Annotated in this window: 16 protein-coding genes; 2 read left to right on the top strand and 14 right to left on the bottom strand. The window is 62.9% G+C overall.

Annotation, left to right across the window (positions count from 1 at the left end; genetic code table 11):
- Positions 1–116: 116 nt before the first annotated feature.
- Both AB1495_RS10400 and AB1495_RS10395 read right to left on the bottom strand, forming a co-directional pair.
- On the bottom strand, positions 117–1,871 hold the full coding sequence (locus AB1495_RS10400; RefSeq protein WP_074635465.1) for a glycosyltransferase family 2 protein: 1,755 nt from the start codon (positions 1,869–1,871) through the stop codon (positions 117–119).
- Between the two features lie 75 nt (positions 1,872–1,946).
- Positions 1,947–2,753 (bottom strand): hypothetical protein, encoded by an 807-nt coding sequence (locus AB1495_RS10395; RefSeq protein ID WP_074635464.1) that lies wholly within the window; start codon positions 2,751–2,753, stop codon positions 1,947–1,949.
- Positions 2,754–2,967: 214 nt separating this feature from the next.
- Between AB1495_RS10395 and AB1495_RS10390 the strand changes: the two genes are divergently transcribed.
- Entirely contained in the window at positions 2,968–3,984 is a 1,017-nt protein-coding gene (locus AB1495_RS10390) for a glycosyltransferase family 2 protein (protein WP_244268896.1), read from the top strand.
- Between the two features lie 81 nt (positions 3,985–4,065).
- On the opposite strand, the gene katG is transcribed toward AB1495_RS10390, so the two are convergent.
- The gene (katG, locus tag AB1495_RS10385; protein ID WP_074635462.1) at positions 4,066–6,282 is read right to left on the bottom strand and encodes a catalase/peroxidase HPI; all 2,217 of its coding nucleotides are present in this window, start codon (positions 6,280–6,282) and stop codon (positions 4,066–4,068) included.
- 164 nt (positions 6,283–6,446) lie between these two features.
- Between katG and AB1495_RS10380 the strand changes: the two genes are divergently transcribed.
- Complete coding sequence (locus AB1495_RS10380; RefSeq protein WP_074635461.1) at positions 6,447–7,328, top strand: hydrogen peroxide-inducible genes activator; 882 nt, start codon at positions 6,447–6,449, stop codon at positions 7,326–7,328.
- Positions 7,329–7,356: 28 nt separating this feature from the next.
- Here AB1495_RS10380 and AB1495_RS10375 read toward each other — a convergent pair whose 3' ends face one another.
- From AB1495_RS10375 to AB1495_RS10325, 11 genes are all read right to left on the bottom strand, one after another.
- The gene (locus tag AB1495_RS10375; protein WP_074635459.1) at positions 7,357–8,517 is read right to left on the bottom strand and encodes a lytic murein transglycosylase; all 1,161 of its coding nucleotides are present in this window, start codon (positions 8,515–8,517) and stop codon (positions 7,357–7,359) included.
- Positions 8,518–8,610: 93 nt separating this feature from the next.
- A complete protein-coding gene (locus AB1495_RS10370; RefSeq protein WP_074635457.1) occupies positions 8,611–9,084 on the bottom strand; it encodes a CreA family protein in 474 nt (157 codons plus the stop codon).
- A 67-nt stretch (positions 9,085–9,151) separates the two neighbouring features.
- On the bottom strand, positions 9,152–10,579 hold the full coding sequence (locus tag AB1495_RS10365) for a DUF6880 family protein (RefSeq protein WP_074635455.1): 1,428 nt from the start codon (positions 10,577–10,579) through the stop codon (positions 9,152–9,154).
- A 55-nt stretch (positions 10,580–10,634) separates the two neighbouring features.
- Positions 10,635–11,387: an adenosylcobinamide-GDP ribazoletransferase gene (locus AB1495_RS10360; protein WP_074635454.1), complete on the bottom strand. Its 753-nt coding sequence runs from the start codon at positions 11,385–11,387 to the stop codon at positions 10,635–10,637.
- A complete protein-coding gene (gene cobT, locus AB1495_RS10355; protein WP_074635452.1) occupies positions 11,387–12,412 on the bottom strand; it encodes a nicotinate-nucleotide--dimethylbenzimidazole phosphoribosyltransferase in 1,026 nt (341 codons plus the stop codon). Before cobT ends, AB1495_RS10360 begins: the two co-directional genes overlap by 1 nt.
- A gap of 50 nt (positions 12,413–12,462) precedes the next feature.
- Positions 12,463–12,999 (bottom strand): bifunctional adenosylcobinamide kinase/adenosylcobinamide-phosphate guanylyltransferase, encoded by a 537-nt coding sequence (gene cobU, locus AB1495_RS10350; protein ID WP_074635451.1) that lies wholly within the window; start codon positions 12,997–12,999, stop codon positions 12,463–12,465.
- Between the two features lie 54 nt (positions 13,000–13,053).
- Positions 13,054–13,677, bottom strand: coding sequence for a cob(I)yrinic acid a,c-diamide adenosyltransferase (cobO, locus tag AB1495_RS10345; RefSeq protein WP_037943712.1), 624 nt, complete (start codon positions 13,675–13,677; stop codon positions 13,054–13,056).
- Between the two features lie 3 nt (positions 13,678–13,680).
- Positions 13,681–14,535, bottom strand: a complete 855-nt coding sequence (locus AB1495_RS10340; RefSeq protein ID WP_244268894.1) for an ABC transporter substrate-binding protein — start codon at positions 14,533–14,535, stop codon at positions 13,681–13,683.
- Positions 14,532–15,509 (bottom strand): threonine-phosphate decarboxylase CobD, encoded by a 978-nt coding sequence (gene cobD, locus AB1495_RS10335; RefSeq protein ID WP_074635449.1) that lies wholly within the window; start codon positions 15,507–15,509, stop codon positions 14,532–14,534. The genes AB1495_RS10340 and cobD overlap by 4 nt, the downstream gene beginning before the upstream one ends.
- A gap of 12 nt (positions 15,510–15,521) precedes the next feature.
- Complete coding sequence (gene cbiB / locus AB1495_RS10330) at positions 15,522–16,463, bottom strand: adenosylcobinamide-phosphate synthase CbiB (RefSeq protein WP_074635447.1); 942 nt, start codon at positions 16,461–16,463, stop codon at positions 15,522–15,524.
- The gene (locus tag AB1495_RS10325; protein WP_244268892.1) at positions 16,460–17,341 is read right to left on the bottom strand and encodes a hypothetical protein; all 882 of its coding nucleotides are present in this window, start codon (positions 17,339–17,341) and stop codon (positions 16,460–16,462) included. The genes cbiB and AB1495_RS10325 overlap by 4 nt, the downstream gene beginning before the upstream one ends.
- Positions 17,342–17,376: the final 35 nt, after the last annotated feature.

The following is a 17,376-nucleotide window of genomic DNA, read 5'->3' as shown; positions in this document are numbered from 1 at the left end:
GATACGTTCCTATTGGCGGGTCGGACGCCGTTTCGCGCCCCCTTCAGCATCGTTTATGTCACCATCCCCGAGGCGGCAAAAGCACCGCAGCCGGCATCCCCTTCGGGAAAGCCGTCTCAGGTCGCATGGGCAGCCTGCTTTGGCTCGATGATAACAAACTCGGGCATGCTTTGGTCCTGGTCGGGCGACAGGCTCGGGTCTTTGACCTTGCTCCGTTGTGCGTGGAACGCGGCCACGGCAGGCCCGAACAACACGACACGCGTCACAGGGCCAAGCGTCACCCGGCTAAGCAATCCGCCGCCCAGTTCCTCGTAGCTGATGCGCAGAACATCCGGCTGATGGTCCGCGATTATCTGGTTCACCCGCGCAAGGGTTTCGGCATCGTTGTCGCAGATCACCGACGCGTTGATCATGGACAAACGGTCGCCCAGTTCCAGCGCGTTATGGTCCAACACGTCGCGCATGATCGCCAACCGCGAGCTGTTATCCTCTTGCGCCAAAACCGTCGCACCTGACACCGTTTGCGCGGCATGGATCGACAGAAAACCGATCCCCGCACCAAGGTCGAGCACCTTTTGGCCATCCTCGACCATACGCCCGGTCATGCGCGCCATACGTCTTTGGTATTTGCCGCGCATTACAAGCTCGAGCGTGCTTTGCGCAAAGATACGCACATCCGCAGGCAGGGCGACGTCGTGGTTGGGCACCCAGTCCACCGCCGTTTGAACCGATACGTCAATGTCGCCCGGAACGAACCCGTCGCCGCCCTCTGCGACATCCGCGAACGCGGCTTCCGGCACGCTACGGCGTTCCTCGGCGGGGCGGTCGGCGACGTTTTTCTCGACCTGAGACATCAGCTTGGCGATCTCTTCGGGGTCGCGGGCCTTAGGCGGCTTGGCCACGATCTGCGTGATCGGCACCTCGGATGCCTCAAGCAGCGATTGCTTCAGTTCCGCATAGGCGTCGGTCGCGCGGTATTCTTCAAGCCGCGCCTCGACCTTTTCGATGGCGGCATAGTGGAGACGCGACAGAACCGGATCAGTCAGCAGCTCGTCCATGATCTGCTTGCGCCGTTCGGTATAGCGCAGGATCTTGTCGTCATAGACCTCGTTTCGGTCCTGCAGCGACCAGTAGTCGGCGTTATACTTGTCTTTCTTGTTGTTCACATTGCCGCGGAACTTGCGGATCGCATAGCTGTCGATCGATTTGACCGCATAGTGGTTCATCTGCGCCCATTGATAGCCCACGGTGCGCCGGATCGACCGCCAGCCGCGAAACTTGAAGTAATCCTCCATCGGCTGACCCGACCCGTTGAGCCATTTCACAGTGTCGGGAAAGCCGGTTTCCAGATGCTTGTTCTTGATCGACGGGCGATGGATTCCGATTTTCCATTTGTCAGGGTCAAACTTGAACAGCGTCTTGACGCCCCAGCCCTTGTTCCACGTTGGCGGTGCCGCATAGAGGTATTGTTCGGTCACCGGATCGCGGGACCAGTCGACCACATTGCCAGAGCCGAAGATGCGCCAGGTGATCACGATCCCATTGGCATCCCCTGCCGCGTCCAGCATCGGGTCCAACGTGCCGTCGCCATAGTTGATGCAGAGAAATTCATCGGCATCGAACATCAAGATCCAGTCGGCCTCGGCGACTTTGGGTTCGGCCTGCGCGTATTTCATCGCAGATGGCTGCGGCTTCACCCCTTCGGGGATGTCGTTGCGCCGGTGGTAGCCCAGACCCAGCTCTTCAAGCCGGATCAGCATGTCATCGGTGCCGTCGGAACAATCGTTTGTGTAAACGAGTATCTTGGTGAACCCCACGGCAAGGTGATGGGCGTACCACTCCAGCAGGAATGGTGCCTCGTCCTTCATCATAGAGATGGCCAGCAGCTTGCCGTGCCGGCTGGTGTGCGGTTTCAGATTGATGGCAAAGGCCCTTCGTAACGCGGCTTAGCGCAGCGCTTTGGACGGGTCGATCCCGATCTTCTCGCACATCCGCGCGGCATAGGAACCGGGCAGAGGTTCGTTCTTTTCCCACCACGGTTTCGTGCCATTGGTATAAAGGTGCACAGACAGGGTTTTGTCGGTGAAATGCCCTTCGACGCGGCCATGCGGGTCATAGAAGATGTCGTTCAACTGGAACGGCACCGGATACAGCACCTCGCGTTCGCTGGCTTTTTCATACTGGCCGGTCTGCTTGGCGAAATAGGTGAACGCCTGCGGGCCAAAGGCCGTACGCTCGGCGTTATAAATGCGGTGCGCGTGGGTCAGTTTGGGGTCTTGGCGGTCGTATTTCTTGCGCTGGTTCTTGTTCCACCATGCGGGATAGTCCGGCAGGTTATCGTAGTAATCCAGCAGTTGATCCATCAACTCGCATTCCTGCGGCAGTCCCACCACACCACAGTTGAGCGCGCCGGACATGCCGTGGCGGCCAAAGATATATTCCTGATCCTCGGGGAAAGGCTGGTGACAGAAAGCGTCGCAGTCGATCCAGATCGCGCCGGTCTTCTGGATCATCTTGTAGCGGAACACGTTCGACAGGAAAGACGCGCTGGTCGCGGCGACCAGTTCGCGGTCAATCTCCATGATCTCGGACGCGGGGCGCACCTCGACCCCTTCGGGGGCGTTGTCCACTTTATCGGCGCAGTAAAGGATCGTTTTATGACCCGCAACGACATGGGACTTGAGGCAAAGCTGGTTCAGATAATGAAGCTTTTCGCCAATCCAAAGGGAGGCGACAGGGCGACGGGTGTTCATGATATATGGGGCCTCTCTGGTGGCGCGAAACGCGGGGCTGAAATGCACCGTGGTGTTTTCAAATACATTGGCAGAACGATAGCTTAGCCGACCCCAGCTTGTAAACAATCCTAAGCCGGCGCAGCATCGCCCGTGGCAAAGATTGACTTGCCCTGAACCGCATGAGAGTCATTTACCCAACCTTTGCCACCCTGACCCAAGGGACCGCCCGCCCGTGACACGTATCCTTGCCGTAACCTGCATGCGCAACGAAGGGCCCTATTGCCTTGAATGGATCGCACATCACCGCGCGGCGGGGGTGACGGATTTTCTGATCTTTACCCATGATTGCACCGATGGCACGCCGGCCCTACTGGACCTGTTGGATGATGTGACCCATGTGCCCTTCACCCCGGAGGGCGACACATCGGTGCAATGGCAGGCCATGCGTCTGGCCGACCGCCATGACCTGATGAAACAGGCCGATTGGGCGCTGTTTTTCGACGCGGACGAGTTTCTAACCCTCGCAGCACCGATGCGTGGGCTGCCCGATCTGATCGCGTCGGTCCCCGCGGATACCGACGCGATTGCCCTGCCGTGGCGGTTTTTCGGCGCGGACGGGCAAGAGGCGTTGCAAGATACGCTCACCCCGCTGCGGTTTCGCCATGCGGCCCCTGATCCGTTCTTTCTGCCTGCGGGAAGCTTCTTCAAGACCCTGCACCGGCCCGCTGCCTTTCAGAAGCTCGGCGTGCATCGGCCCAAGAAAAAGCGCGGTGCCAGCCCGCAGTGGAATCTCGGCGGTGTTCAGGCCGCCCCCGGGGGCTTTGCCGAAAATGACAACCGGATCAACCTGTTCGGCGTGATGCAGAGCCAAGCTCGCGCGCGGCTGAACCACTATTCCCTGCGCTCGGCGGGCGAGTTTATGGTCAAACGCGGGCGCGGCCTGCCCAACCGGACGACAAAGCGCCTGGATCTGCATTACTGGGCGGAGCGTAATTTCAACACCGTGACTGACACGATGATTGACCCGATGCTGGACGCAACAATGGCAGAGGTCACCCGCCTGCGCGCCCTGCCCGGTGTGGCCGACGCGCACGCGCAGGCGGTGCAGTGGCACCATGACAGCTTTGCCGCATTGATGACCGATCCGGCAGAAGTGCAATTCTACTGGCATCTGCTGTTGCTGGGCGGCAGCACCCCACCCACGGCAAAGCAGGCACAGGCCCATCTGCTGCGCCACGCGGGCAGCTAAGCCCTGTTTCATCTGACACCACGACACAAAAAAAGGGCGCGACCGAATACCGGCCGCGCCCTTGGCACTCGTTACCTACCCTTAGGCGAGGTCAAAACGGTCGAGGTTCATCACCTTCGTCCAGGCGGCGATGAAATCGGTCACGAATTTGTCTTTCGCGACATCCCCTGCATAGACCTCTGCAATCGCGCGCAGCTGCGAGTTCGACCCGAAAAGCAGATCAACAGCGGTCCCGGTGTGCTTCAGCTCACCCGTGGCGCGGTCGCGGCCTTCATAGATGTCGTCCGTCGCGGTCTCTTCCGCCTTCGACCACACGGTGCCCATATCCAGCAGCGTGGTGAAGAAGTCGTTGTTCAGCGTGCCGGGCGCATCGGTGAACACGCCGTGTTTGGCGCGACCCACGTTCACGTCCAGTGCACGCATCCCCCCGACCAGAACCGTCATCTCTGGCGCGGTCAGCGTCAGAAGCTGGGCGCGGTCGACCAGCAGCTCTGCCGTGGTGACCGAATAGCGGGTCTTGGCAAAGTTGCGGAAACCGTCGGTGACGGGTTCAAGATAGGCAACGGAGGCAACCTCGGTCTGTTCAAGCGAGGCATCGCCGCGGCCCGGTGCGAAGGGCACGGTCACGTCGTGGCCCGCGTCCTTGGCGGCTTTCTCGATCCCGGCGGCACCGGCCAGCACGATCAGGTCAGCGACAGAGATTTCTTTGTCCCCCGACTGCGCGTTGTTGAAGTCTGCGCGGATCGTTTCCAGCACGCCAAGCACTTTGGCCAACTGATCGGGTTCGTTCACCGGCCAGTCTTTCTGCGGTGCCAGACGGATGCGCGCGCCATTGGCACCGCCGCGCTTGTCGGACCCGCGGAAGGTCGCGGCAGAGCCCCAAGCGGTGGCCACCAGTTCCTGAACGCTCAGCCCTGATTCCAGCACTTTGGCTTTCAGCGATGCCACATCTGCGTCATCGACCAGCGTATGCGTCACGGCGGGGATCGGGTCCTGCCAGATCAGCTCTTCGCTGGGGACGTCCTTGCCCAGATAGCGGGCAATCGGTCCCATGTCGCGGTGGGTCAGCTTGAACCATGCACGGGCAAATGCGTCGGCAAATTCCTCGGGGTTTTCATGAAAGCGCGTGGCAATCTTGAAATAATCGGGGTCTTCGCGCAGCGCGAGGTCTGAGGTGAACATCATCGGCGCGTGACGTTTGGAGGGGTCATGCGCGTCTGGCACGGTCCCTGCGGCGTCCGCGTTTTTCGGTGTCCACTGGATCGCTCCGGCAGGGCTTTTGGTCATTTCCCAATCGAGCCCCAGCAGGTTGTCGAAATAGGTCATGTCCCAGCTGATCGGGGTTTGCGACCATGCGCCTTCAAGCCCGCTGGTCAGGGCGTGGATGCCGTGGCCGGTCTCGTGCTTGTTGGTCCAGCCAAAGCCCTGGCTTTCCAGTGGCGAGGCTTCTGGATCGGGGCCGGCATTCTCGCCGCCCACGGCACCATGCGCCTTACCAAATGTGTGACCACCCGCGATCAGCGCCACGGTTTCATAGTCATTCATCGCCATCCGGCCAAAGGTGTCGCGGATGTCGTTGGCAGAGCCTTGCAGATCGGGTTGGCCGTCTGGCCCTTCGGGGTTCACATAGATCAAGCCCATCTGCACGGCGGCCAGCGGGTCTTCCAATGCGCGCTCTTCGCTATAACGCTTGCTGCCCAGCCATTCGTCTTCGGGGCCCCAGTAAACGTCCTCTTCGGGTTCCCAACGGTCCACGCGGCCACCGGCGAAGCCGAATGTTTTCAGCCCCATGGATTCAAGCGAAATGTTCCCGCACAGGATGATCAGATCGCCCCATGAAATCTGGTTGCCGTACTTCTGCTTGATCGGCCACAGCAGGCGGCGCGCCTTGTCGAGGTTGGCGTTATCCGGCCAGCTGTTAAGAGGCGCGAAACGCTGCGTGCCCGTGCTGGACCCGCCACGGCCATCCGCCGTCCGGTAGGTGCCTGCCGCGTGCCATGCCATACGGATGAAGAACGGGCCATAGTGACCGTAGTCCGCAGGCCACCAGTCTTGCGAATCCGTCATCAGCGCATGCAGGTCAGCCTTGACCGCGTCAACGTCGAGCTTCTTGAACTCTTCGGCGTAGTCAAAGTCCGGCCCAAGCGGGTTCGAATCGATGGTGTTCTGGTGCAGCAGCTTGAGGTTCAGCTGGTTCGGCCACCATTCGTTCAACGACCGCGCACCGCGCTTTGAGTTGCGGCCGTGGCTGCCGACGACCGGGCATTTGCTGATGTTTTCGACGTCATTTCCGTCCATGGTGGTCTCCGATATTGTCTGTCTGGTGCGCGGTTTTGCACCGCGTCACGGGGGATGGATGTCGGGGGCGCGATACGGTCTGCCCCGTCTTTCTGGAATTGTTCTAACAGCAGTTATTGATTAGTTTAAGTTGGCATTTCCTATCAGTTTGATAAAAATAAACTATGACCAACATCACCCTTAAGCAGCTTCGCTACTTCGAAGCCGTTGCCCATCACCGTCACTTTGGCCACGCCGCCGAGGCCTGCGCGATTTCGCAGCCCGCCTTATCCGTGCAAATCAAGGAGTTGGAGCAGAACTTGCAAACGCCCCTCTTTGATCGCGGCGGGCGGAATATCACGTTGACCAGCTTTGGCGTCGATTTCGCGCCGCGCGCGCGGGCGATCTTGCAGGGGGTGGATGAGCTTCAGGATATGGCGCGCGCCTCCAAAGACGGGCTGATGGGCCGGTTGAGAATCGGGATCATCCCCACCATCGGCCCCTATCTGCTGCCCTCGATCATCACCAAGCTGACCCGGATGAACCCCGCGCTGGATATCCACGTGCGCGAAACCATGACCCCGCGGCTGATCACCGAGCTGACCGAGGGGCGCATCGACACCGCCATCGTCGCCCTGCCCGTGTCAGAACCCTCCCTGACCGAAGTCACCCTGTTCGACGAGAAATTCATGCTGGTGCGCCCCGAGGCTGATCGCAACAAGCCGATCCCCAGCAGCGCACATCTGAACGAGATGAAGTTACTGCTGCTTGAGGAAGGGCATTGCTTTCGCGATCAGGCGCTGTCGTTTTGCGATATGCAGTCGGAAACCGCACGCGAGGGGCTGGATGCGAGCTCACTGTCCACGCTGGTGCAAATGGTCGGTGCGGGCATCGGCGTGACGCTGATCCCCGAGATGGCCGTCGCCGTGGAAACGCGGTCCGCGCAGGTGGCGGTCAACGCCTTCCCCGCGCCGGAACCGACGCGCCGTGTGGGGATGATCTGGCGCAAGACCAGCCCGCTGGCCAGCAAACTGTCCGAAATCGCTGATCTGATCCGCCCGACCTAAGCGGGCGGATCATCGTTTCATCGCGGTATCAGCCCAACCGCGCCAGCAGCTCGCGCGACGGGTCACCGGTTGCGGGCAGCCCTTGGCTTTGCTGATAGGCGGTGATCGCCTTGCGACTGTTCGGGCCAATCACACCATCGGTGCCGTCTGTGTCAAAACCGCGGGCGGTCAGCCGTTCTTGCAACGCCTTGCGGTCGTCAATGGTCAGCCCGTATTTATCGGGGCCAAAGCTGGCCTGAATAGGCCCACCCCCAGCGATACGGTCCGACAGATGCCCGACGCCAATCGCGTAATTGTCCGAGTTGTTATAGCGCTTGATCGCCTTGAAGTTGTTAAAGATCGCAAAGCGCGGCCCGCCCGCATCCGGCTGGAGGATCTGCACCGGCGTGGCAGAGCTTGCCGCCGCGGTGCCCATTTCTGCGCCCCATTTCTGGCCGGACTTCCAGCCCGACTTCGCCAGATAGGCGGCGGTGGAGGCCAGCGAATCCGACGGGTCGTCAGACCAGATGTCGCGTTTGCCGTCGCCGGTGAAATCTACCGCAAAGGATTGATAGGATGTGGGGATGAACTGCGTGTGGCCCATGGCACCGGCCCAGCTTCCGGTCAGACCGGCAGCCGAGACATCGCCGCGCTCAAGGATACGCAGTGCCGCGATCAGTTGTTTCTCGAAAAAGGCCCCGCGACGCCCGTCATAGGCCAGCGTCGATGTCGCCGACACGACCGGCACATTCCCGCGCCGTTCCCCGTAAAAGCTTTCCAGCCCCCACACGGCGGTGACGACTTCGGCAGGCACGCCGTAGCGCGCCTCTATCTGGCGCAACACGCCTTGGTGGCGCGCGAATGCTGCGCGTCCTTTGGTGACACGTTCGTCCGATGCTGCAATGGCAAGGTAATCTTCAAGCGAGCGGCTGAATTCCGTCTGGTTGCGGTCCCGTTTGACCACCCCCGGCAGATAGCCCGCCCCCGCAAAGCCGCGACGCAGCGTGCTGTCGGAAATGCCCTGCGCCGCAGCGCGTGACTTGAACGACGAAACCCACGCGTCATAGCCCGCGTTCGGTTGGGGTTGCAGGTCCGGTGCCAGCCCCGCATCGCTGCGCGGCGCAAAGCTGCCTGCCCTGTTGCCGGTGCTACAGGCCGCAAGGCCCAATGCTGCCACTCCGACGGTGAAACTTCTTCGAGAAATGCTCATACTGCCCGCGCCCTTGTTTGTTATGACTTCGGCATAGAATAGCCGAAGCACGGGGGCGGGCAAAGCGGATGATACGCCTTGGCAAAGCTTTGCCTATTTGGTCGGCACAAAGAGCGGCACGGTCGACATCGACATTTTGGCAGATCCGTTCTGCACATCGCGCGCGTGGCTGATATAGACCAAGGTGTTGTTTTCCTCGTCGAAAATCCGTTTGACCTTCAGCGTCTTGAAGATCACGGACCGGCGTTCGCTGAACACCGTCTCGCCCTCGTCGTCGCGCGAGATGTCGCCAATCTCGATCGGGCCGGTCTGGCGGCAAGAGATGGAAGAATTCGACGGATCCTCGAACCAATTGCCCTTTTGCAGCCGGTCGATCAGACCCCGTTCAAAATAGGCCAGATGGCAGGTGACCCCCTTGACCTCGGGGTCTTGGACCGCCTCTACCACGATGTCATTGCCCAGCCAGTCCACATCGACATTGCCCACCACATCAGCGGCAGCTGCAAGAGGAAGGGCAAAGCCAAGGGCGGCAATGGGGGCGAAGGCGGCGCGTTTGAAAATACTCATGCATCCATACGCGCGGCGTGCCTGTTGGTTCCCGCGTCGCGGCAAGAAAAGACCCAGCACGCGCAGATCAGGTGACCCGCGTCCAGAACCCCGCCGTATGGGCATAGCGTTTGCGCAGGCGCCGGCCAAAGGCGTCGTGGCTTTCGAAAGCTCCGTAATCCTCGATCTCGATATCCGCGGCGGCGCAGTCCATCAGGTGATCTGCCGCCAGCGCGTAGCGCGACTTGGCGCTTTCCCACAGCGCGGCTTCGATCATGGCGCGCCAACACAGCGCTGCCGCCAGAGGATGGCGCGCCCGCAGCGCATCGGCGGCATCAGAGAGAGGGGCGACATGGGTGCCGTTCAACGTCTCGGCGCGCGTTTCAATCATCGCTGCGAGCCCGCGCAGGTCGGGCCACGCGAGGAAAAAGGCGATCGCCGCGTTGAGATCCTTGAACGTGGCCGCATGGGCCTTGGCGGCCTCCTCTACCTCAAGATCATCGAAATCCGGTAGCTGTTTGAGGTGCGCCCGCAGCATCTCTGGGTCGAGCGTTTCGGTAAAACAGCGCCAGCGGTGGGCTTGCGCCTCGTCCTCGCGCCCCGATGCGATCAGCGCGTGGATATAGGCCGGGTCCCACGCCTGCCGCCCCGCCTCTTTCCCCTTGGGGCGCGCGCCCTCAAGAACATCAAGCGCGGCATCGTGATTGCCAGCGGCCGACCAGAGCGCCGCCACCTCGACCGCAACGGTGGGCCGCGCCAGATCGCTGGGAGAGAACAGCGAGATGTAGGTCTCCGTATCCCCCTGCGCCAAGGCCACCTCGCGCAGGTGCATCTGGACAAAGCGTTTCTTGCGTTGCGCGGCGTAGTTCGCATTGCGCCCGCGCAGCTCGCGCAGGAATTGCAAGGCGGGGTGATCCTCTGTCGCGTCCAGCGGTGCCGCGTCAAAGCTTTGGATCAGCCCCTTCAGATGTGCGAGCCCGCTGTCGCCCAAGGACGGGGCCATGCGTGAGATAATCCCGTCAAATGCGCCATCCGTATTCCCCTGCACCGCCTCCCACGTGCGTTCCGCCAGCGCGATCGGGTCCAGCGGGGCGCGGGCGGCAATCTGGCCGATCTCAGCAAGCGCATCGGCAAAGACGGCCCCCACGTCCCCCTTGCTGTCGTCCACCCGGTCCATGACCGAAGGAGCGAGCTCCAGAAACTCCCACAGCAGATCGAAGGCGTCGGCGGGGGCGTCTGGTGCGATCTTGTCGATGATCATCGCGGATTGGGTGCGCAGGTCTTTGATCAGCGCCGTCCGCTTGCGCCACCCGACATAGCTTTTGGCCCGCCGGATCGTGACCAGCCGCTTGCGCACATCACGCGCGAGTTCAGCAGGGCCGAGGTTGTGGCTCAACTCAAGCCGCAGACGACGTTTCATATCGGCGCTGCCGGTGCTGACCTCGATCAACAGTTCGGCCAGCCGCTCCGCCCCGAGGGCGGCAAGATTTGCGGTGTTCAGGGTCTTTTTCGACATGGGCCCTTGCTACATCGGATTTGCGGCCGGTCAAAGGGCACGCGGCTCGGACGCGTCAGGCAAAGAGATAGACGGTGACGCCCCAGCCCGACAGTTCGGCCAGTTTCTGCATCGCGCCGATCACGTCGCCGGTCTGCCCGCCGATTTGCCGCAGCGCCAGCGCGGCCACCAGCGCGGTGGCCACAACGATCCCCGCAAAGATCACCGCCGCCGCGCCAAAGCCCAGGGGCAGCAGCCCAATCAAGCCAAAGGCGACCGCGATATAGACGCAAGTCGCCGGCACCTGCGCCGCGCCGTGCCCCAGCCCGTCGGCCCGCGCGGCAGGCATCCGCGCCAGCCAGAACGGCAGCATCGCGCGGCTGGCCATCGACAGACCAAGCGCGGCAGGCACGACCAGTGCAGGATGATCCAGCCGCGCGATCAGCGCCACCTGCAGCGCCACCGTCAGGATCAGGGCCATCACCCCGTAGCTGCCAATGCGGCTGTCGCGCATAATCTCGAGCTTGCGCGCGCGGGTCTGCCCGCCGCCGAACCCGTCGGCCATATCGGCCAGCCCGTCTTCGTGCATCGCGCCGGTCAGCAGTGTCGTGGCAAAGATCAGACCAAGGGCCGCAACCGTCGGGCCAAAGCCCGCCGCGTGCAGCGCCCAGTAGATCAGAGCGGCAGGCAGCATCGCGACCGCCCCCGCCAAGGGCCAGCCCCAGGCCGAGGCTCCTGTCTCCGGGATCGGATCGCGCAGATATCCCACGGGGATACGGGTCAGCAGCAGCATCGCCAGCCGCGCCTCTGCCACCCGGGCGCGCAGCATCAGCCGTCCGCCACGCCGGCTTCGGCAAAGGTCGCCATGCCGCTGTGGCACGCCAGCGCCGAGCGCAGGATACCAAGCGCCAGCGCGGCGCCCGATCCTTCGCCCAACCGCATGTCGAAATCGAGCACGGCCGTCTTGCCGATCGCATCCAGCAGACGTTTATGCCCGGGCTCGACGCTCAGGTGCCCGATCAGACAATGGTCCAGCGCCGCAGGGGCCAGGGCGAAGAGCGGTGCGACAGAGGCGGTGCAGATGAACCCGTCAAGGATCACCGGAATACGCCGTTGCCGTGCGGCCAGCACCGCGCCGCAGATCGCCGCCTGCTCGCGCCCGCCCAAGGTCATCAGGATAGACGCCCCATCCTGCGGGATGGCGGCGTGGCGGGCAAGTCCGCGGGTGATGGCGTCGACCTTGCGGCGCAGACCTTCGTCGTCCGAACCGGTGCCGCGTCCGACCCAATCTTGCACAGCCCCTCCAAAGACCGCCGCCGTCAGCGCTGCGGCGACGGTGGAATTACCGATCCCCATCTCGCCCAGGATCAAGACACTGGCCGCGGGATGCAGCGCCGCCGCCCCTGCGTTAAGGGCCGCGACACAATCCGCCTCGGTCATCGCGGGGCCTTGCGTGAAATCGGCAGTGGGGCGGTCAAGGTCCAGGTCAATCACCGACAGCTGCGCGTCATTGGTGCGGCACAGCTGGTTGATCGCAGCGCCCCCCGCCTTGAAGTTCTGCACCATCTGGGCTGTCACCTCTTGCGGGAAAGGGTTCACCCCCTGCGCGCAGATCCCGTGGTTACCGGCAAAGACGAGGGCCTGCGCCATGTCGATCTGCGGCACCGCCTCTTGCTGCCACCCCGCCATGAACACCGCCAGCTCCTCCAGCCGGCCCAGTGATCCGGGCGGTTTGGTCAGCGCATTCTGCCGGTCGCGCGCGGCGTCTTGAGCGACGGCATCAACCTGAGGCAAATCGCGGGTCAGCGCGTCAAGGTCGGACAGGGAAGTCAGGGGAAAAGTCACATGCGCCATGCAAAGGGGTCTCTTTCGTTTGGAAATCTATCGTATGTCGGGTTCATGGGTCAGGCAAGCGAGGCCGGAGCCTGCGCACTGCCCTTCAGCGTCAGGGGCAGACCACAGCTGACCAACACGACATGCCCCGCCACCGCTGCAATGCGCTGGTTCATCAGGCCCGAGGCATCGCGGTAGCGCCGTGCCAGCGCGGACATCGGCACGATGCCACCGCCCACCTCATTCGTGACCAGCACCACCGGAGAGGACTGTGCACGCAAGCTGTCCAGCACTTTTTCAAGCTCTGCCTGCCAGTCGCGTTCGGCGTGCATCACGTTGGACAGCCACAGCGTCATGCAATCGACCAGCCGCGCGCCCGTCCCATCGGTGCGCATCAGCGCGCCGCGTAGATCAAGCGGCTCCTCTACCGTGTCCCAACCGTCACCGCGTTGCACCTTATGTGCGGCGATGCGGTCCTCCATCTCGGGATCGAAGGCCTGGCTGGTGGCAATATAGACCAGCGGCAGCCCGTAGGCGCGCAGGTGGTTTTCGGCAAAAAGGCTCTTGCCCGATTTTGCACCGCCGGTGACCAGCGTGATCTTATCCATGATATCCGCCCTTTGCCAAGCGAACCGCGGGCGAATGCCCTGCCCCGGTGGCGATCAGAATTCCACACCGGCCTGTGCGGCGATACCCTGTTTGCGGAAAGGATGTTTGATTTCCTTCATCTCGGTCACCAGATCCGCAATCTCGATCAAGGCGTCGGGCGCGTTGCGGCCGGTGATCACCACATGGGTCATATGCGGCTTCTCGGCCTGCAGGAAATCGACCACATCCTGCACGTCGATATAGCCATAGCGCAGCGCGATGTTGAGCTCGTCGAGCAGCACCATGCGGTTGTTGGGGTCGCGGATCAGCTCTTTGGCTTTTTCCCATGCGCGTCCGGCGGCGGCGATGTCGCGTTCGCGATCTTGCGTGTCCCAGGTAAAGCCCTCGCCCATCACATAGACCTGACAGATGTCGCTAAAGCGGTCCTCAAGCAGTTGACGGTCCGCAGACACCCGTGCGCCCTTGATGAACTGCACCAGCGCGCAGGGGAACCCGTGCCCGATGCAGCGCATGATCATCCCGAAGGCAGAGCTGCTTTTGCCCTTGCCGGTCCCGGTGTGGACGATGATCAACCCCTTGGTCACGGTCTTTTCCGCCATCATCTTGGCGCGGGCCGTCTGGACCTTCGCCATCTTTTCGGCGTGGCGCTTGTTCTGGTCTGGGGTGCTGTCGGTCATCTGTTATCTCTCCTCGTGGCGTATCTGGTTGCCTGCCCTGCGAACGTCTTGCACCGCCCGCAACGCCAGCGGCGTGCCGCAGACCCAATCGGGCGAACTATACACCATCCGGCCGGTCTTGGCGTATTGTGCGAGCGCAGGATGTAGCATGATCTCTTCGGATCGGGAACCTCCGGGATAGGGTGTCGTGGTGACCAGCACATCGGGGGCGTTCATCACCAGGTCTTCCAGGGCCAGACGCCCGCTGTTCCGGCGTCCGAGTTTCTGCGAGAGGTTGCGCAGTCCGCCGGTGGTCACGATGTCGTGGCCCAAAGTATCCACCCCCAGCGAATAGCCGTTCGGGTAATAGAACGCCGCAACAGGGGCATCGGAGGCCAGTGCGGGCTGCGCGGCCAATGTCTGTTCCACGTCGCGGGCCAGCGCCTCTGCCCGCGTGGGCTGTTGCAAGAGGTCGCCCATCCACCGGATCTGCGCGGGAATATCGTCAAGCGCCTTGGTGATCGGCATTTGCTCTACCCGCAGGCCGAGGTGGCGCAGCATCGCGAGGGTCGCTTTGTCGGAGTATTGCCCCGCCAACACCAGATCCGGCGCGGAGAGATATATTTCTTCAGCGCCGCCTGCGTTCTGCGGATGTGCTGCGGCTTCCTGCGCTAGGGACGACGACCGCGGATCGCGCGCCAGACGGGAAAGGGAGGTGATTTGATCAGGATCCGCCAGCAGCAGTACCATCTGGTCCGTGCACAGGTTCATCGACACCACACGGGGCAGGTCTGCGGCGCTGGCTGGAGTGACGGCTATCAGGGCGGCTATCAGCCCCAGCAGCACCCGCCGCCCTCTCATTGTGATGCGCTGGATCACGCGCCGTCTTTCAAGGCGGTTTCGAGCCGGGCCCAATCACCGGCCGGTCCGGGCAGGCCCAGACGGATCCAGCTGTCGGAATAGGGGAAGATCCGCGACCAGATGTGATGTGCGGCCAAGGCGTTTTGCGCAGCCGTGGCATCCGGCGTCGCGTAGGTGCGAAACAGCGGGGTGCCGCCTACCAGCCCCCACCCTGCCCGTGTCGCCATCGCATCCAATTGCGCCGCCTCGCCTTGCAGGCGCGCGGTGGTCTGCGCCGCCCAATTCGTGTCGTTCAGCGCGCGCAAGGCGACCTCTATCGCCATGCCGGAAACCGGCCATGGTCCCGTCATCGCGCGCAGCCTTTCGGCCAAAGGCTCTGCCGCCAGCACAAAACCCAAGCGCAGCCCCGCCAGCCCGTAGAACTTGCCAAAGGACCGCATCACAAGGATATTTTTCGGCAGTTCGGCCGCGCCGCAGACCAGCGACACCTCTGGATCAGGGTCGGCAAAGCTTTCATCCACGATCAACAGTTCGACCGTTTCGGCAAGCGCGCGCAAGGCGTCAGGAGCGTGGCGCTGCCCGTCGGGGTTGTTGGGGTTGACCACCACGGCAAGGGCATACCCTTCAAGCGCGGCAAGATCCGTGGCCTCGGTGACCTGCCAGCCTTCGGCCCGTAGTGCGGCGGCATGTTCGTTATAGGTGGGCGACAGGATCGCGGCTTGTCCCGGCGCGATCAGGCGCGGCACCAGCTGGATCGCCGCCTGCGCCCCTGACACAGGCACAACAGCACAGCTTGCGTCATAGGCCCGCCGCGCGGCGTCTTCCAGCGCGCCAAGGGCACTGCGTTCGGGCAGACGGGTCCATGCCTCTGGCGAGATCGGCCCCACCGGATAGGGCACCGTGTTGATCCCCGTGGACAGATCGATCCAATCGGCGCGGTCGCCGCCGAACGCCTTGATCGCCCCATCCAGATTGCCGCCGTGGTCCCGCATCGCTTGCCCCTGTCAGATCAGCGCCACCAGCGCCAGCACGACTGCTAATACGAACATGGCGCGAAGGTAAAGCGTCAGCGCCCGTCGCAGGCTGGTCGCATCGGCCTCGGAGCCTTCCGCATTGAGCCACGGTTCATCCGCGATCTCTTCGCCGTACACACGCGGGCCGGACAGGCGCACGTTCAGCGCACCGGCCATCGCTCCTTCGGGCCAACCGGCATTGGGGGACCGGTGGTGGCGCGCATCGCGCAGCATCACGGCGGCGGCGCGCCGTGGCTGGCCCGACACGATCACGAACAGCAGCCCCGTAGCCCGCGCCGGGATCAAATTTACCAGATCGTCGAGCCGCGCAGCCACCATCCCGTAGTGACGGTAGCGTGTCGACCGGTGCCCGATCATCGAATCCATCGTGTTGATCGCCTTATAGGCCACCAGCCCCGGCAGCCCCAGCAGCACGCCCCAAAACACCGGAGCCACCACCCCGTCCGAGGCATTCTCGGCCAGGCTTTCAATAGAAGCACGGGCAATCGCGGCAGCGTCCAGCTGATCAGGATCGCGCCCGATGATCATCGAGACGGCATAGCGTGCCCCTGCAATATTGCCCTGTATCAAAGGCGTCGCCACGGCCTGAACGTGGTCGAACAGCGACCGCGGTGCCAGAAAGGGCCACGCCAGCAGCCCGCCGACAACGTAGCCCGCCCAGCCAGACGGCAGCAATGCGGTGACCACAATCGCAGGCAAGACGGCAAGCGCAAGCACAAGGCAGACCCCGACACCGCCCAACAGGCGCAACCGTGCGGGCGATGTATCAGCGCCATTCAACCGCGCCTCGATCATGCGAATGGCGTGGCCGATCCAGGACACCGGATGGCCGATTTTCGCATAAAGCGGCGCAGGCCAGGACAAAGCCGCCTCGATCACAAACCCCAGCAGGATGCCCGCCGCGCCGATCATGCGTCTCCTCCGGTTGTGAACCGCATCGCACCGGTCAGCCCGTGGTCTGACAACAGCTGTTCAGCATCATCGGGGGCGGTGCCCGGTGCAAAGATGAACGCGCGCGCGGACCCTGTATGCGCGCGCGCATAGCCCAAAGCACCGAGCCGCTGCGCCAGTATCGTGCTTGGGTCGTTCAGAGGGCCGCGCAACGCGGTGGTGCGGTCTGCGCTGATGCGCGCCAACCGCGCCACCTGAGGCAAATCACCCCGCGCCACGGCGCTTTCCCAGGCTGGCAACAGGTCGGCAATATCCGCAAAACCGCTGTCCGCCGCATCGGTTCGGATCGGTTCGCCAAAGTAGCCGCCGATGATGTCAGCCCGTGGCGGCGCGCCCAGCGCGCCTTTACTTTGTGCCAACCGCGAGGCCCAGATCACGCGGTCCGGATGCGGTAACATTAACGGATCGGTGGCCCCTTCCACCGCCAGACACAGCGACGGCAAACGGTCCTCGGCAATACCCGTAGCCCGCGCCAAAGCCACCAGCGCCGCAGTGGATGCACCTGCCCCAACCCCGACAGGAAGGTTACCAGACAAGGTAAAACTGCCCGCATCTTCCCCTGCGGCCTCTAGCAGCTGTCGAAGCTGCGCGAGGCTGACCGCTGCGGGTTCATCCTGCGTCAGGCCCAATGCCCCCCCGCGGGTAAACCGCGCCCGCACCGCATGTGCACGGCACAGCATCGTGACCAGAACCACAGGGCCCTCCGGCCCCAACCGCCCCTGCACCCATTCACCGAAGTGTCCGAAAACAGGTGGAGTTTCTGCAGACGCCCCTGATTTGTCGAAAATTGTCTGCAAAATACTGGCTTTCGTGCGGCGCGAGAGAATTGGTGCCGACATATTCACCATCCGCGGGCAAACGGCAACAGAGCAAG

It is taken from the genome of Sulfitobacter pontiacus (assembly GCF_040790665.1).
GTDB classification, from domain to species: domain Bacteria; phylum Pseudomonadota; class Alphaproteobacteria; order Rhodobacterales; family Rhodobacteraceae; genus Sulfitobacter; species Sulfitobacter pontiacus.
The sequence above is the reverse complement of the archived record's forward strand: the minus strand, read 5'-3'. Positions and strand labels throughout refer to the sequence as shown.

Bases quoted from the DNA above. Each gene is read 5' to 3' on its own strand.
- AB1495_RS10375 (WP_074635459.1), bottom strand. From the start codon at position 8,517: ATGAGCATTTCTCGAAGAAGTTTCACCGTCGGAGTGGCAGCATTGGGC.
- AB1495_RS10395 (WP_074635464.1), bottom strand. From the start codon at position 2,753: ATGAACACCCGTCGCCCTGTCGCCTCCCTTTGGATTGGCGAAAAGCTT.
- AB1495_RS10370 (WP_074635457.1), bottom strand. From the start codon at position 9,084: ATGAGTATTTTCAAACGCGCCGCCTTCGCCCCCATTGCCGCCCTTGGC.
- AB1495_RS10360 (WP_074635454.1), bottom strand. From the start codon at position 11,387: ATGCTGCGCGCCCGGGTGGCAGAGGCGCGGCTGGCGATGCTGCTGCTG.
- cbiB (WP_074635447.1), bottom strand. From the start codon at position 16,463: ATGATCGGCGCGGCGGGCATCCTGCTGGGGTTTGTGATCGAGGCGGCT.
- cobT (WP_074635452.1), bottom strand. From the start codon at position 12,412: ATGGCGCATGTGACTTTTCCCCTGACTTCCCTGTCCGACCTTGACGCG.
- cobO (WP_037943712.1), bottom strand. From the start codon at position 13,677: ATGACCGACAGCACCCCAGACCAGAACAAGCGCCACGCCGAAAAGATG.
- AB1495_RS10400 (WP_074635465.1), bottom strand. From the start codon at position 1,871: ATGATGAAGGACGAGGCACCATTCCTGCTGGAGTGGTACGCCCATCAC.
- AB1495_RS10380 (WP_074635461.1), top strand. From the start codon at position 6,447: ATGACCAACATCACCCTTAAGCAGCTTCGCTACTTCGAAGCCGTTGCC.
- AB1495_RS10325 (WP_244268892.1), bottom strand. From the start codon at position 17,341: ATGTCGGCACCAATTCTCTCGCGCCGCACGAAAGCCAGTATTTTGCAG.
- cobD (WP_074635449.1), bottom strand. From the start codon at position 15,509: ATGCGGGACCACGGCGGCAATCTGGATGGGGCGATCAAGGCGTTCGGC.
- katG (WP_074635462.1), bottom strand. From the start codon at position 6,282: ATGGACGGAAATGACGTCGAAAACATCAGCAAATGCCCGGTCGTCGGC.
- cobU (WP_074635451.1), bottom strand. From the start codon at position 12,999: ATGGATAAGATCACGCTGGTCACCGGCGGTGCAAAATCGGGCAAGAGC.
- AB1495_RS10365 (WP_074635455.1), bottom strand. From the start codon at position 10,579: ATGTCGAAAAAGACCCTGAACACCGCAAATCTTGCCGCCCTCGGGGCG.